Here is a 15,002-nt window from a genome sequence, read left to right as displayed (position 1 = left end):
AACCCCGGTACGCTCAACCCTTTGTGGGAGGGGCGCGCCCCTCCCACAAAGGCAACCACCCAAGATATGCGATTGTCAAGGAGCGTATCGGACTGGAAATTCGATAAAAAAACTTTCTGAAACTTAGTATACGAGGAGGGAAAAAATTGAAAACCGAACCTTCAATGACAAAATCAAACAGAGATAAGAAATTTAGCGTTATCCTTTGGTACAGAATCTTCCGAATCTACAAGAATAATACAACAGAAACAAATAAAATTTTAAAAAAATGGGATATATCCAATGCTCAATTTGAAGTAATCAGCAGAATTGCTGCAGCGGGGACTTTATCCCAGCAGGAGCTTGCCGATCAATTGCTGGTAACAAAAGCAAACATCACACAGCTTATCAAGAAATTGGAGCAAATGGATCTAATAAAAAAAGAAAAAGAATGGAAAACAAATTATATTTCACTTACAGAAAAAGGAGAAACTATCTATAGGGAAGCCAATTCGGTTCTTGAAGATTTTCAGAAAGATTTTTTCAAAAATCTTTCGATTGAAGAGAAAAAAAAATTGCTTCATCTGCTTCGAAAAGTGGAAAAATAACGGAAAACCATTTTCTAAAATGGTTTTTCATCCCAATCATGATAAAAGTAAGACCAAAGAGTGCTGTTAAATCAACATTCTTTGGTTTTTTATTTGGAAACATGTAACACTAAAATGGGCTTTTCAGACAGCCTCTCTTTTCTTTGTAGTTGCATAAAAATCGGCTAATTATATCACTTCTTGCCACAGTGTCGCCGCAAAAAAAATTAGGGATGTTGGCGTTAAGATTTATTTGCATGTGATGGAATTCTCTATAAATGGCTCGTGCAAAATCATTGACAGCTTCTCAATTAAGAATTAAACTAACATCAGATTTGAGTTAAGGACTTAACTGATAATTATTATGAACGTATGAACAGGAGGATGAAAACATGGTGTTTGCATGATCAGCATTTGCCTTAGCTTATGATGCATTGGAACCTTACATTGACAAAAAACGATGGAAATCCATCATACACACATGCGTTGCAAATTTAAACAATGCTATTCAAGGGCACACAAGCAATTGGAAAATAAATTCGTTTAAGACTTGATCTCCCATTTGGATGAAGTGCCGGAAAACATCCGTACAGCTGTACTCAATAATGGCGGCAGCCACGCAAACCATAGTTTATTCTGGACGATCTTTGTAGCGAATGCCTTGGTTTCAGTTCAATAAAGAGCAGCCAGTTGCATGGAAAGAAAATATCGTTCAAATTGACTATACAATGTCCCTTTTAACAAAGTTGCGGAAATGACGGAGATGTCAGCGGTTATGCCATACGAAAAGCTGACAATGATTAGCAGGGAGGAAGATAGTAGAATGAAAAAATATCGTATAGATTCAAGCAAAGGATTGGAGTTTGGAATTTACACATTAGGTGATCATTTGGCGAACCCGCACACAGGTGAACGTATTTCAGCACAACAACGAATTAAGGAAATTATAGAAATGGCTAAGTTAGCTGAGCAAGCAGGTATTGATTTCTTTAGTGTAGGTGAAAGCCATCAAGAATATTTTACCGCTCAAGCACACACTATTGTATTAGCAGCAATCGCTCAAGCAACTGAAAAAATAAAAATTGGAAGCTCCTCAACGATTATTAGTACATCAGACCCGGTTCGTGTATATGAAGATTTTGCGACAATTGATTTAATCTCAAATGGTCGTGCCGAGATTATTGCTGGTCGTGTCTCGAGAGTGGGACTGTTTGAATTGTTAGGATATAACCTTCGTGACTATGAAGAATTATTTGAAGAAAAATTTGAACTGTTGTTGCAAATTAATGAAAATGAAGTGGTGAATTGGAGCGGCAATTATCGGGCTCCATTAAAAAATGCCAAGGTGTTGCCGCGTCCTAAAGAGGGTTCGTTGCCGATTTGGCGTGCTGTTGGCGGTACACCTGCCAGTGCCATTAAAGCGGGTTTCCAAGGTGTTCCTATGGCCTTAGCTATGTTGGGTGGACCTGTGTCTTATTTTAAAAACACTATTGATGTTTACCGTCAGTCTTTAATACGAGCAGGTTATAATCCAGCAGATTTTCCGGTTGCAACGACAGGCTTTTTCTATGCTGCTGAAACGACACAACAAGCATTAAAGGAATATTATCCGCACATTAATGAGGGAATGAAGCTGACAAATGGCCAAGGATTTTCAAAACAACTGTTTGCGCAAGGGGCTGATACCCGGAATGTAATGAATGTTGGCAGTCCTCAACAAATAATAGAAAAAATTCTATATCAACATGAACAGTTTGGACACCAACGTTACATGGCGCAATTGGATTTCGGCGGCGTTCCGTTTGATAAGATAAAAAGAAATATTGAAATCCTTGGCACCGAGATTTTACCTGCCATCAAAAAATATACAGCAAAGAAGTAAAGGAGGGAATTAAAAGTGAAGATTGTTGCGATAGCCGGATCAAATGTCGGCACTAAAACAAGAACTGCAATGGACTATACAGTGAAATCCCTGAAAGAAAAATATCCGCAATATGAAGTAACATTGCTGGATTTAGCAGAATTGAAAGTTGAGTTTAGTGATGGACGAAACTATACGGAATATGAAGGAGATACAAAATTTGTAGCAGAAACAGTCATGGCAGCAGATGTACTTATAATTGGGACACCCATCTTTCAGGCTTCCATACCGGCTGCTTTAAAAAATATATTTGATCTTCTTCCTAAAGACGCGTTGCAAGATAAAATCGCCAGCATTGTTGTGACGGCAGGCTCATCCAAACATTATTTAATAGCTGAACAACAATTAAAACCGATTTTGTCCTTTATGAAGGCTCAAATCGTACAAAAATATGTATTTATTGAAGAAAAGGATTTCTATCGAAGTAAGATTATCAATGATGATATCTTATTCCGGATTGATCGGTTAGTTGAAGATACAATGATATTAGCAGAAACCTATCAGAGTATACGGAAAGCAAAGGAAGAAAAATATGGATTTTAATCAATCATGGTCAAGGAAGGGGCTTTAATCGAAAATTAGAGATAACTATTTTAAACAACTTTATTATCTATACACAGAATTGTTTTCTTGTTATTTTCTCCCTCTTCTATAAAAAGTTCTTCTCTCCTGTTATTAGGTTGGTATCTGGAAGGGAAAAAGAGGGAGGAAGAAGAATCTGTATTCAAGGGATTTTCCATGATGATATTAGTAAAACTTTAATTTGTGCAGCCTAAAAGACTAGAAATTTTTTTGAATATCTTCTCTCTTTTTAACATGAACAAAGTAGTATAATAACCGACCAATATACCCAACATATTTAATAAGATATCATCAATATCAATAATTCTTGTCCCTAAATTTGATAATGCAGTAGTAACTGAATCAATTCAATTAGTAACGGAATAGAAAACGCAATAAGAAGGAGCTTGCGTAATTCATTTGTTTTATATCTAAAAAATAGGAAAAAGCCAATAGGTAAGGTTAATAATACATTGCCTATAATATTACTAGCCTGCCACTCCAAAATTCAATTATATATGAAGATAACGTTTTAAAAGGAATAATATTAAAAGGGAGATAATTTAAAATGGGTACCGGTTTTACCCAAACAATACAAATTATACAAATGGTATAAGATATTATACCCAACCGGAACACTTCACTCCGTAATTTTATTTTGCACTTTTTTATAAATAACAATCGGATTAGGATATAGAACATACATACAGGGATAACAAAAATAACTATAATCTCTGCAGCAGCCAACTTAACATGAAATAGACTCTCCATTCTAAAGGCATTGGTCCGACTACTTCAAAAATAACATACGTAGCAGCAGGGATTGACTTTTTTTCACATGGTAGAGGTGCTGAGTCGCCTTCATAAGCTGTTGCAAATGTCATAAAGGCGCAAAACATAGTTATAAAGGAATTCGTTACAGAACAAAAATTATTTTCAAAAAATTGATTTGAAATAAGCTGTATATAATTTGTTGCATACCAAATAATAGCCATTAAAATCTGCTGCCAATTGCAAGTTTCATGACTCTACTTCGTCCAAAATTTTGAAGGTAATTATTAAGTGCAATTCCGATAATAGGAATTTAAATTTTAGACTATTCAACAAATTTGTGTTACGTTTGAATAGAACACTTTTACAACAAAATAGACATTCACTAGGGATGCTTTTGTGGAAGAAACGCACAATATTGCTTGTGACATTCGAAATCGTCCAAAGGTAAATGATCATTTAATTCAAAATGACAGCCTATCTTTTCTTGAAGATAAATTCAGTTGATGGAGCTATGTTCTGGTATGTATTTATTAATTAATGCAAATAAAGAAAAATAGAATTCAACGAAGAGATGTATCGGGCACTAAGCCTAGTTTACCAATCGAACAACTAGAACCGACATTGCGAGATATTAATGAGGAATTTAAAAGGATGTATCAATAACACAAATTTAACCAGTGGAAAAATGAGAGGGATTGCCCTCCCTTCGTTATTTTTTGCTCTATAAATGATATATTCCCTTTTATATGGCAATTTCATCTTATCATTTAATGGACTTGATATGGGATGGCTTCATCAAACCAAGGAGAGAATATTATGATAGCTGATGAATTTGATGTATTTTTATTTGATTTAGATGGAGTAATTTATTTAGGATCTGAATCGCTTCCAGAAGCAATAGAATCACTTAAGTGTCTCCGGAAAGAAAAGAAAGGGATTCGGTTTTTAACAAATAATCCATGTACAACACGTGAAAAGATAGCAAAACGGTTAATTAGTCTGGGCATAGAAGCAACAAGAGAGGAAGTAATAACGTCATCTTGGCTGACTGCCCAATATTTACAGGATAAAAAAATAAAAACAGCACTTGTTTTAGGTGATGAAAATTTAAAATGGGAATGCCAACAAGTTGGTATTAATATACAAGATCAAAACGACGCAGAAGCCGTTGTTGTCGGGTGGGACAATGATGTGTCTTTTCATGATATCCAGAAAGCGGCGAAATTAATTCACAGAGGATCAAAATTTGTTGCGACAAACGCAGATAGAACGTTTCCTACCCCAGAAGGTCCTTTACCTGCCGTAGGAGCAATAGTAGAAGCCATACGGGTTTCAACAAATAGGAGACCTATTATTGTAGGAAAACCAAACCCTTATATGTTTAAAAAAGCGCTTGAAGATTTTACATCATCCTCCAGAGCAGTAATGGTGGGTGATAATCCATATACGGATGTTTTGGGTGCACATCAGGCGGGAATACCAGCCATTTTAGTATCAGACCGAAAAATTAAAAAATTCCCGTCAGCAAGGGATTTTCGCAATCCAGATGCTACGATACCAAATTTAAAGAGTTTATTTGACAGTAATATCAACATAAAAAAATGGTTTTCTCCTTCCTTTTCTTGGCCCGAAAAAGTCGAAGCGGGAGTAGCCGGTATAATTTTTGACAACAAACAGCGAGTACTCCTAATGAAACGCAAAGATAACGGCTTATGGGGGATTCCATCGGGACATGTTGAACCGGGAGAAACTGTGGAGGAAGCAATCATAAGAGAAATTTGGGAAGAAACCGGTTTAAGAGTTAAAGTAACCCGATTAATCGGAATTTATTCTGATCCTGTTTCACAAGTTTTTTCATATCCAAACGGGGAAGTGTGTCAGTTTATTACGACTTGTTTTGAATGTGAAGTTGTAGGAGGAACTTTAAATAGAGAAAGTGAAGAAGCATTAGATGTAGATTATTTTGACCTAAACCGCTTACCGGAAGATCTCATAAGAATGCATCCGAGATGGCTTAAAGATGCATTAGAAAAAAAGAGTTTATCATATATCCGTTAATACCCGCTTAGAAAAACTGGAGAAGTGAAATTCCACAAACGGAGTGATAAACTGTATATTAACTTAATTGTATTCAATGGCTGAAGAGAATTAAAAATTAGTTTAATTTGCTAGAATAGTTCCCCGAAATACAGAACATGAAATAAATGGTGGAAGACAAAAAATGGAACTTTTTAAAAGGTGAAGCCGTCTTTTTTGAGTACAAATCCATTTTGATCAAACTTTTTTCAAAAAAAAAACGCTGGCGTTAATTGCCCAGCGTTTATTATTTTCAACACGTGATATAAATTGACAAGGGTGGCTCGTTAAAAAGTAGATAGTAATTTTGCCGGGAATCTAGGTTTCTTGGCTGGTTTTTTCCAATGAGAAAGATTTCCGTGTTAAAATTTTACATAGGATTTTGTCATAGAATAACATTCATGTAATTTTCAGAAAGGGGACGGTTTTATGAACAATTTAAGCATTAAAGAACTCCGGTCACGCCATGAGATAATTGAGGCTTTTCCAGTTATGAAACAGTTGCGAACTCATCTTGATGAAAGTTCTTATCTTGAATTGGTCAGTGAAGCACAAGAAAAAGAAGGGTACAAAATGTTTGCCTTATATAATGGCGATGAGATAGCGGCAGTTGTTGGTTTCCAGCCAATGATCACTCTTTATTACGGCAGATTTATATGGGTGTGCGACTTAGTTACAGATGTATATAACCGCTCGAAAGGTTACGGAAAAAAACTCCTTTCATATGTCCATCAATGGGCGAAGGAAAATAAATATGAAAGTGTTGCCTTATCTTCGGGTTTGCAGCGTACAGATGCACACCGCTTTTACGAACATAAAATGGGTTACGACAAAGTAAGTTATGTATTGAAAACAACTTTAAAATAATTGTTTAGTGCAAAACCTTTAAAAAAAGACCATGGATCAAACCGATTAAAACTGGCTCTGACAGCGGCTATTGTACAAAAGATGTTCGTTTTTTCCTGCTATCTGCATTGTGATGGGAATTTTGGATTTTGGCTAACAAAAACGTAAAATTTGATTCTCCAGCTGATTTAAAAGGAAAAAGAATTATTGTAGGATTGGCGCCTGGAACTTCAAATACTTTGTTGAAACGACTGCTCAAAGATAATCACCTTGATATTAACAAGGATGTTAAAGTAACTGAGGTTCAAAATGGATCTGAATTGGGTCCAGTTCTTGCCGGTGAGGCAGATATAGCAGTAGCTTATCAACCACAAATCGAGCAAGGTTTAGCCCAAGGATTGAAATTAATCTATGATTTTACAAAAGATTATCCTGAATATGCATTTTCAACTATTAACACATCCCAAAAAATGATTGATGAAAACCCTGACTTAGTTAAACGTTTTGTAAATTCTATTAATGAATCTCTTAAACTAATTCATGAGGATCCCGAAAAAGCAAAGGAAGTGGCTAGAAAAGAATTTCCGGAATTAAATGGAGAAGAAGTTGATAAAGCGGTTGAACGTATGATAAAAAGTAATGTTTATCCAAAACATGTTGCTATTACGGAAGAAGCCTTTACTACTGCAATTGATATGCAAAAATTTGTCGGCAATATGAAAAATGATATGAGATATGAAGATATTGTGAATACGGAATTTTTTCCAAAAAATTAATGGAGGATATGTTTTTATGAAACTAAAAATCGTTGGGTTGCAAAGTGGTCCATATCGTACTGGTGATAGTTATGCAAATCGAATTGAACAGTTATCTGCTCATTTTGATTTGGCATTGCAAAATGTTCCGGATGCGGATTTAATCATATTTCCAGAGTTAATGACAACTCCTTATTTTTGTAAGGTATATGATAAGAAATTTTTTGAATTCGCTGAACCTTTGGATGGAAAAACATTTCAATTTTTTTCAAAAAAAGCAAAAGATAGTGGGGTTTATATCATTATTACTATCTTCGAAAAATGTGTGCAAAATCATAAAATAAGCTACTTTAATACAGCGATTCTTATTTCCGACAGTGGAAAAATGATAGGGTTCTACCGAAAAACGCATATTCCGAAAATATCTCTTACAACATTAACAACAGATGAATCTTTTTATTTTGAGAGAGGAACTCAATTTCCAGTATTTGATATTAAAGGCATAAAAGTTGGAATATTAATATGTTTTGATCGGTCTTTTCCAGAGGCTTCAAGGGCATTAGCCCTACAGGGAGCAGAAGCAATTGTTATTCCTACTGCAGCTGGCGGAGAGGAAAGGAAAAATGCATGGCTTTTAGAATGTCAAGCAAGAGCAAGAGAAAATGGTTTATATGTTGTTGGGGTAAATAAAGCAGGAGAAGAAGTGCTTGAAGATAATGGAAGAGAAATCAAATCCAGTTTCTTTGGGCTTAGTTGTGCATTTGACCCTAGTGGCAAAGAAGTTAAAAACCATTTAGATAGCAAACCATGGCAGTTTCTTCAATTAGAAATAGATCATCAAAAAGTAGAAAAATATCGGAGTAAATTAAACCTTTTGAATTTTTTGCAAGTTGATTTATACTATGCTTATTCTCAAGAACTGCAAAAAATAAGGAATTATAATCTTGAGAAAGAAACCGTACCTCTTTTTGAACCGAAGGGAGTAGTTGCCATTGATTAATACAACACCATCGTCTTTGACAATTGCAGAGACTCATCGCTTATTAACCGAAAGAAAAATCTCACCAACAGAGATAATGACAATATTTTTGGAACAGATTGAAAAGGTGGAACCAGAAGTTAAAGCTTGGGTAAGGGTAGAAAAGGAATTAGCAATGGAACGAGCTAAGGAATTGGAGAAAATGACGAATAACTTTGATGATTGCTCACCTTTAACAGCCATTCCTTATGCAGCAAAGGATATCATATATACTGAACATATACCAACAGAAGGAGGATCGAACGTATTAAAAGGATTTGTTCCTGACCATAATGCAACTGTTATTAATAAATTAAATAATTCGGGGGCTATATTGCTTGGAAAGACCACAACAACTGAATTTGCAAACTGGGGAGGACCGCCGGAAACAAGAAACCCTTGGAATATCAATCATACACCAGGAGGATCGAGCTCAGGTTCAGCTGCAGCAGTAGCAGCGGGCATGGCATTAATGTCATTGGGGACTCAAACAGCTGGATCGCTGTCAAGACCTGCAGCATATAATGGACTCACAGTATTAAAAGCAACATATGGAAGAATAAGTAAAGCTGGGGTTATTCCTGTGAGCTGGAGTTTGGATCATGTAGGTGTTTTTACGAAAACGGTGGAGGACACCGTTCTTGTGTATAATGAAATTTCTGGACCTGATTTGCAAGATCAGTCCACATGGACATTGCCAAAGGAAAAACTGGTTATACGAGAGAATAAGAGAAACTACACTATCGGTATCGTTGCAGATGAGTATTTTCAAACTACTGATGGTGAGTTATGTGAAGCAGTTGAAGAGGCGATTCGACAGTTTGAAAGCATTGGATTTAAAGTAATTATGGTTCAATTACCAAAAAGCTTGGAGGCTGCAAATGCAGCCCAACATATTGTGATGAAGGCAGAAACGGCTCATTATCATGCCGATGAATTTCAAAAGGATTCATCCCGCTTTGGTGATTATTTACAAGAATTTATACGTGAAGGGTTACAAATTAAGGCAAATGATTATTTAAAAGCACAACGAATAAGATCAATTTTTCGACAGGAGTTAAGTAATATGTTTACTGATGTAGATCTTTTATTAACACCCGCAACACCAACACCCGCACCAGAAGGGATATTGTCAACAGGTTCTCCTGCTTACAATCTTCCGTTTACAAATGCAGGCGTACCAACCTTGACACTTCCTGCTGGATATTCCAATAATAACCTTCCGTTAGCAATACAGCTTATCACTGGACCAATGGAAGAACAAAAATTAATTGATGCAGGTTATTTGTTTCAAAAGGCGACTGATTGGCATCTAAAAACTCCAGAGATTCTTGGTGTATAGTATGTTAATTATTATAACTATGTTTTTGTTAGGACTAGTGTTAGGTTTTATTGGGGCGGGAGGATCTGGATTTATTATTGCTATTCTTGTTACTATTTTTCATATTCCCATTCATACTGCTTTAGGTACTGCCGTGGTAGTAATGGTTTTCAGTGTGTTGTCGGGAAGCTTAAGTCATTTTCGAGAAGGAAATATATTTTTGAAACAGGGTGTTATGGTAGGATTGTTTGGTGCAATTGGATCCTATTTTGGAATGCGATTAACCATATTCATTGATCCAAAGATTTTGATGTTTTGTACCGTAGCCACTTTAGCTATTTCGGGGATTCTAATTTGGATAAGAACAAAAATAGTATATGAAAATGAATGGAAAAAGGAGCCTGCTTTTTATCATTATGCTGTGATTGGTCTTGGAAACGGACTTATTTCAGGTACGTTCGGTATTGGGGCAGCACCTTTTATTCAATTATCACTTATTAAATGGCTAAATTTTCCGCTTAGATTTGCTGCAGGAACAACCATGTTAGTCATTTTACCTATCTCTTTAGCGGCATCTTTTGGGTCTATTCAAAATGGATATTTTGATGGATTATTGTTTATAAAGGTAGCTTTGGGAACCATGACAGGAACATACATTGGAGCAAAATTAACAAAAAAGCTGCCGAAAGTTTTTTTGCGATATGGAATGGTACTTACTCCAATAGCAAGTGCGATTTTATTATTAATTAATTTTTTATAATCCATAAATGCAAAGTCCAAGTAAGTTTCTTAAAATTTTTATTTCCTACTTAGAACAGTCCAACGGCCAAGTCCTAATTATTGTGTAAAATCATACTCCCAGGCCAGTAAACCTAAATTCCCGGCCAATCCAACCGCTTCCTTTTTACACAAATTAGCGCATCATTCATATTAAGGAATAGGCTGCTTTTTCTTTGCCTAACTATAATAAAGGTATCAATCATTTTGAGCCCTCCTTTGGTATTTTTAAATTAAGGTTCAAGTCTTGACAACCTGTACTATACCAAGGAGGTTTCTTTTTTATTTTGTACAATCATGATGAATTTAGCATTTAAACGTTTTGATAGTTTGTCAATAGTAGAACCTTGACATAGCGTTTGAAAACAATTGTCCGGCTGGATGGTGAAAGGAACTGTTATAAGGGTTGTTCCACTAGCGTTGCTTTGATGAAACCTGATTGAAAATGCGAAAAATTTTCGCTTTTTCGTTGTTTAAGCAACAAAAAAACCTATACAATGGAAGTAGCGGGTCGGACGTCACTCATTGCTTAGGTCTGAGTTTCGTGCAACCCGAAATCGAAGCAGCAAAAATTAAACAAACGTTTGATTATTTTCACGAAATAGCGTGATACTCGACAAATTATTTGGGGTATGAGGAATGATGAAGAGAAAAGAAGCGTCTTTAATGAAAAATATTGTAGAACACAAGGAATGGCAAAAAAAAGATCGCACCAGGCCATCCCTTACACTTTTGCAGAATCAGGAAAAAATTCGTCAAGACACTAAATTTTATTTTGATCAGGAAAAAGACAAAAAGGATATTGAGCTTTATTACAAAAATGTCATTAAAAAAGAAAAGGAGGGGCTTCATCTATTTTATCTTTATCATAATCTAGTGAAAAAAACGCATAAAAATCAGCTGCCGTATTTTTTGAGCAAAGATTTTTATTTATATACATGGGTTGATTTGCAGCCTGATGGAACAGTGAAAAGCATCTATTCCGGCGAAAAAAGCGATCCAAGCCGAATCATTCAAGAAGATTTCGAAATAATCAAAAAAAGATATGAACAATTTCAAGCTCTTTTGGAAATGGCCAGCAACAAGGATGTTTCTTTATTGAAAAAAATAAAAAACATTGACTTGCGTTTAAAATATAATACCGAGCATATTGTTCCGCAGTCTTGGTTTCATGCACGGGAACCGATGAAAAGCGATTTGCATCATTTATTTGTTTGTCATCCGGCGTGCAATGTCAAAAGATCTAATTATCCTTTTTATGACTTTGCTTTTTATCAGCCGGAATCGCCCGAAGAAAAAATTCGCAATCGCTGTGGAATTGTCAAAGACGGCCGATTCGAACCGGAACACGGTAAGGGTGCTGCCGCACGGGCAATGATGTATTTTTTGCTGCGATACCCTAATGAAATAAAAAAAAGCTGCCTTAAACAAATTAATCTTTCTTTACTGATTCATTGGCATGAAACATTTCCCGTTTCCATCTATGAGAAGCATCGAAACCAATCAATTTATTATATCCAGGGAAACCGCAATCCTTTTATAGATTTTCAAGAACTAGCGCATAAAATAAAGTTCCCGTTTCAAATGAGAGGATGTGCCGATGAAGGAGCAGTCAGGAGATGACAGCGCACAATTGAGTTTATCAAAGGGAACTATTCTATTGATTGGACTATAGAACAATCTCCGCTCCTTCGGTTATTTTTTTCTTCTTACATAGAACGGGAATGGATTTTCATGAATACTTCAAACTATTGCCTGATAATGATATTGGATAAACATAATGAAATCCTCTTAGAAAAAACTTTTGGATTTTACTAGGAATTATTTTCAAATCTCTCTAATATGCCTTTAGAATCCCCCAATAGAGAGGCAGTACAAGCTGTCTCAATGAGTGTTTTATTTAAGGGACTTGCAGTTTTTACTTGAAATCCTCAAACAGCCAATCTGAAACATGACTCCCCACTTTTCCTCATGCATCATCCCTTTCTTTTTAAATGATTCTGTTTAGGGAGTTGATCTTCATCCGCATAGTTCTTAGTTGTTCGCCAATTAATTCCCATTGTTATTTCTATTTCTGAAATAGATAGACCTTCTTGCCAGTCACCCCAAGTCCCACTACAGTAATTGTGTTTTAGTATATTGTCACACTTTATGTTAAGAATTCTCTCATACAAATAATAGATAACCAAATGTATGTAAGTTTTATTAATATCAAATTAACAAAATTAAAGGAGTGATAACTGAATTCATGGCAGATTATAAACTGGAATTGGTAAATGTCACCAAAGTTTTTCAGTCACATTTAAACAACCCAACAACGGCTATTTCAAACATTAACATGAAAATTCCCAATCATCGATTTATCAGTATTATTGGCCCAAGTGGTTGTGGAAAATCAACATTATTTAATATTATTTCAGGTTTAATGGAAGCCACTGAGGGAGATATTCTAGTGGATGGGAAATCAGTCAGTGGAATGTCCGGAATTGTAGGTTACATGTTACAGAAAGATTTATTACTTCCTTGGAGGACAATTGTAGATAACGTCATCCTTGGAATGGAACTGAAGGGAGTATCAAAAAAAGAAGCAGAAAAAATAGCGATACCATTTTTAGGAAAATATGGTTTGAAAGGATTTGAATATAGTTATCCTTCACAACTTTCTGGTGGGATGCGTCAACGTGCTGCTTTATTAAGGACTATTTTATATGACAGAGATATTATTCTGTTGGATGAACCATTTGGTGCACTCGATGCGCAAACCCGTTCGTTTATGCAAGAATGGCTGTTAGATTTATGGGATGACTTCCAGAAAACAATATTGTTTATTACACATGATATAGATGAGGCTATCTATCTGTCAGATGAAGTTTACATTATGTCAGCCCGACCTGGAAGAATTAAAGAACATATTGTTATAGATATTCCTCGTCCAAGAAAACCTACTATTGTTACCTCAAGTGCTTTTATTAGCTATAAAGAAAGGGCTTTATCCTTACTATCGGAAGAAGTTAAAAAATCTCAAAAAATAGAAGCAACATTACATTAAGGGGTGAGTGAATTTGGAAAATACGAGAATAAGCAATGAAATTTCTTCCCTCAGTAAAATAAAAACAAAAAGGGAAACAGTACAAAAATCCATATTGAAATATCTGGAAAACAAAGAACCAAACAACATCTTATTAAATATTGGTAGATTCCTTGTCTTTTTCATGATTATCGTTTGTTGGGAGTTAGGAGCCCGTTTCGAAATTATTGATCCTTTCTTCTGGAGTCTTCCATCAGAGATTTTTGCAACATGGATGCAAATTATTCAAGATGGAACTGCATGGCGAGATACGTTATTTACATTCCAATCAACCATTTCTGGATTTATAATCGGAACGCTAGGTGGTGCATTATTAGGATTATCTTTTTGGTGGTCTAAATATTATGCCAAGATTGCAGAACCTTTTATTATCATGTTTGAAGCAATGCCAAAGCTGGCATTAGCTCCTATTATTGTCTTAATCTTCGGGTTAGGCATTAGTTCCAAAATCGCGATGGCTGTTGCCATTACCATCGTTATTACAACTTTAACTACTTATAATGGTATGAAGCAAATAGATAATGATTTAATTCGTATGATTTATTCTCTTGGTGCTACTCGTTTCCAAGTATTTACTAAAGTGGTCGTTCCTTGGACAATGCCATCTATTATTTCAGCTTTAAGAATTAACATAGGTTTAGCTTTAACAGGAGCAATTGTAGGTGAATATATAGGTTCTACAAACGGAATTGGAAGAATGATATTTTACGCAGGACAAACTTATGAGATTAGTTTAATTTGGGCAGGAATTTTTAATCTCTCATTGCTATCAATGATCCTCTACTTAATTGTTGGGCAATTAGAAAAGATATTACTAGCAGGAATGCTACATCATAATAAATAGGGAGGGGTAGTGTTGAATCTATTACGAATCAATAATCGATTTCTATTATTTCTGTTCTTAAGTGTATTTCATCTTTTAGTCCTAACAGCCTGTGGAAGCGAGGAAAGTGAAAGTACTACAGCTAACGTGTCAAGCAGTGAAAAAAAAGACAATAAAAAAATTGTCATTGCAGAGCCTGTTCATAATTTAGGTTATTTGCCTTTATATGTTGCTATTGATCAAGGGTTTTTTGAAGGAATTGATGTTTTAGTGACAACATTAACAGGAGGTGGAGCCCATACCAATGCTGTATTAACCGGTCAAGCGTGGGGGTTTATAGGGGGGGCCTGAACATAATGCGTTTGCAAAAGCAAAAGGGGGAGAGTTACGGTCTATTATAAAGATTCATCACCACATTTTGTGATTTAACCCAAAAAATAAGGAAAACACTCACGAATTCCTGGCAATAATGTTAG

Annotated in this window: 15 protein-coding genes and 1 pseudogene; 14 read left to right on the top strand and 2 right to left on the bottom strand. The window is 35.4% G+C overall.

Translation table 11 applies throughout. The annotated features are described in order from the left end of the window. Positions 1-146: 146 nt before the first annotated feature. From AC0KTX_RS15085 to AC0KTX_RS15070, 4 genes and pseudogenes are all read left to right on the top strand, one after another. Positions 147-587, top strand: coding sequence for a MarR family winged helix-turn-helix transcriptional regulator (locus AC0KTX_RS15085; protein ID WP_474252939.1), 441 nt, complete (start codon positions 147-149; stop codon positions 585-587). A gap of 413 nt (positions 588-1,000) precedes the next feature. Further along, positions 1,001-1,224 (top strand): annotated as a pseudogene (locus tag AC0KTX_RS15080) (superoxide dismutase); the annotation flags it as partial. 165 nt (positions 1,225-1,389) lie between these two features. After that, the gene (locus tag AC0KTX_RS15075; protein ID WP_474252938.1) at positions 1,390-2,448 is read left to right on the top strand and encodes an LLM class flavin-dependent oxidoreductase; all 1,059 of its coding nucleotides are present in this window, start codon (positions 1,390-1,392) and stop codon (positions 2,446-2,448) included. Positions 2,449-2,463: 15 nt separating this feature from the next. Next, entirely contained in the window at positions 2,464-3,030 is a 567-nt protein-coding gene (locus AC0KTX_RS15070; protein WP_474252937.1) for an NADPH-dependent FMN reductase, read from the top strand. Between the two features lie 352 nt (positions 3,031-3,382). On the opposite strand, the gene AC0KTX_RS15065 is transcribed toward AC0KTX_RS15070, so the two are convergent. Together AC0KTX_RS15065 and AC0KTX_RS15060 are read right to left on the bottom strand one after the other, a co-directional pair. Continuing rightward, on the bottom strand, positions 3,383-3,553 hold the full coding sequence (locus AC0KTX_RS15065) for a VanZ family protein (protein WP_474252936.1): 171 nt from the start codon (positions 3,551-3,553) through the stop codon (positions 3,383-3,385). Between the two features lie 220 nt (positions 3,554-3,773). Continuing rightward, positions 3,774-4,043 (bottom strand): hypothetical protein, encoded by a 270-nt coding sequence (locus tag AC0KTX_RS15060; protein WP_474252935.1) that lies wholly within the window; start codon positions 4,041-4,043, stop codon positions 3,774-3,776. A 595-nt stretch (positions 4,044-4,638) separates the two neighbouring features. On the opposite strand from AC0KTX_RS15060, the gene AC0KTX_RS15055 reads away from it, so the two are divergent. From AC0KTX_RS15055 to AC0KTX_RS15010, 10 genes are all read left to right on the top strand, one after another. After that, on the top strand, positions 4,639-5,880 hold the full coding sequence (locus AC0KTX_RS15055) for an HAD-IIA family hydrolase (protein WP_474252934.1): 1,242 nt from the start codon (positions 4,639-4,641) through the stop codon (positions 5,878-5,880). A gap of 447 nt (positions 5,881-6,327) precedes the next feature. Next, positions 6,328-6,765, top strand: coding sequence for a GNAT family N-acetyltransferase (locus AC0KTX_RS15050; RefSeq protein WP_474252933.1), 438 nt, complete (start codon positions 6,328-6,330; stop codon positions 6,763-6,765). Positions 6,766-6,893: 128 nt separating this feature from the next. Continuing rightward, a complete protein-coding gene (locus AC0KTX_RS15045) occupies positions 6,894-7,520 on the top strand; it encodes an ABC transporter substrate-binding protein (RefSeq protein WP_474252932.1) in 627 nt (208 codons plus the stop codon). A gap of 16 nt (positions 7,521-7,536) precedes the next feature. Then, positions 7,537-8,499 (top strand): carbon-nitrogen hydrolase family protein, encoded by a 963-nt coding sequence (locus AC0KTX_RS15040; RefSeq protein ID WP_474252931.1) that lies wholly within the window; start codon positions 7,537-7,539, stop codon positions 8,497-8,499. After that, on the top strand, positions 8,492-9,859 hold the full coding sequence (locus AC0KTX_RS15035) for an amidase (protein ID WP_474252930.1): 1,368 nt from the start codon (positions 8,492-8,494) through the stop codon (positions 9,857-9,859). The genes AC0KTX_RS15040 and AC0KTX_RS15035 overlap by 8 nt, the downstream gene beginning before the upstream one ends. Position 9,860: 1 nt before the next feature. Beyond that, positions 9,861-10,598: a sulfite exporter TauE/SafE family protein gene (locus tag AC0KTX_RS15030; protein WP_474252929.1), complete on the top strand. Its 738-nt coding sequence runs from the start codon at positions 9,861-9,863 to the stop codon at positions 10,596-10,598. A gap of 656 nt (positions 10,599-11,254) precedes the next feature. After that, on the top strand, positions 11,255-12,238 hold the full coding sequence (locus AC0KTX_RS15025; protein ID WP_474252928.1) for an endonuclease I family protein: 984 nt from the start codon (positions 11,255-11,257) through the stop codon (positions 12,236-12,238). A 625-nt stretch (positions 12,239-12,863) separates the two neighbouring features. Beyond that, positions 12,864-13,664: an ABC transporter ATP-binding protein gene (locus AC0KTX_RS15020; RefSeq protein ID WP_474252927.1), complete on the top strand. Its 801-nt coding sequence runs from the start codon at positions 12,864-12,866 to the stop codon at positions 13,662-13,664. A 13-nt stretch (positions 13,665-13,677) separates the two neighbouring features. Continuing rightward, positions 13,678-14,547 carry an ABC transporter permease gene (locus tag AC0KTX_RS15015; protein ID WP_474252926.1) on the top strand — a complete coding sequence of 290 codons (870 nt, stop codon included), beginning with the start codon at positions 13,678-13,680 and terminating at the stop codon, positions 14,545-14,547. A 12-nt stretch (positions 14,548-14,559) separates the two neighbouring features. Further along, positions 14,560-14,877 (top strand): hypothetical protein, encoded by a 318-nt coding sequence (locus AC0KTX_RS15010; protein WP_474252925.1) that lies wholly within the window; start codon positions 14,560-14,562, stop codon positions 14,875-14,877. The last annotated feature ends 125 nt before the right edge of the window (positions 14,878-15,002 follow it).

The sequence above is a fragment of the Aeribacillus sp. JST-2 genome (assembly GCF_056032925.1).
The sequence above is the reverse complement of the archived record's forward strand: the minus strand, read 5'-3'. Positions and strand labels throughout refer to the sequence as shown.

What these genes read in the sequence shown, in the direction of transcription:
- AC0KTX_RS15060 (WP_474252935.1), bottom strand. Translation starts at nt 4,043, where the DNA reads ATGGCTATTATTTGGTATGCAACAAATTATATACAGCTTATTTCAAAT.
- AC0KTX_RS15025 (WP_474252928.1), top strand. Translation starts at nt 11,255, where the DNA reads ATGATGAAGAGAAAAGAAGCGTCTTTAATGAAAAATATTGTAGAACAC.
- AC0KTX_RS15040 (WP_474252931.1), top strand. Translation starts at nt 7,537, where the DNA reads ATGAAACTAAAAATCGTTGGGTTGCAAAGTGGTCCATATCGTACTGGT.
- AC0KTX_RS15055 (WP_474252934.1), top strand. Translation starts at nt 4,639, where the DNA reads ATGATAGCTGATGAATTTGATGTATTTTTATTTGATTTAGATGGAGTA.
- AC0KTX_RS15050 (WP_474252933.1), top strand. Translation starts at nt 6,328, where the DNA reads ATGAACAATTTAAGCATTAAAGAACTCCGGTCACGCCATGAGATAATT.
- AC0KTX_RS15075 (WP_474252938.1), top strand. Translation starts at nt 1,390, where the DNA reads ATGAAAAAATATCGTATAGATTCAAGCAAAGGATTGGAGTTTGGAATT.
- AC0KTX_RS15030 (WP_474252929.1), top strand. Translation starts at nt 9,861, where the DNA reads ATGTTAATTATTATAACTATGTTTTTGTTAGGACTAGTGTTAGGTTTT.
- AC0KTX_RS15020 (WP_474252927.1), top strand. Translation starts at nt 12,864, where the DNA reads ATGGCAGATTATAAACTGGAATTGGTAAATGTCACCAAAGTTTTTCAG.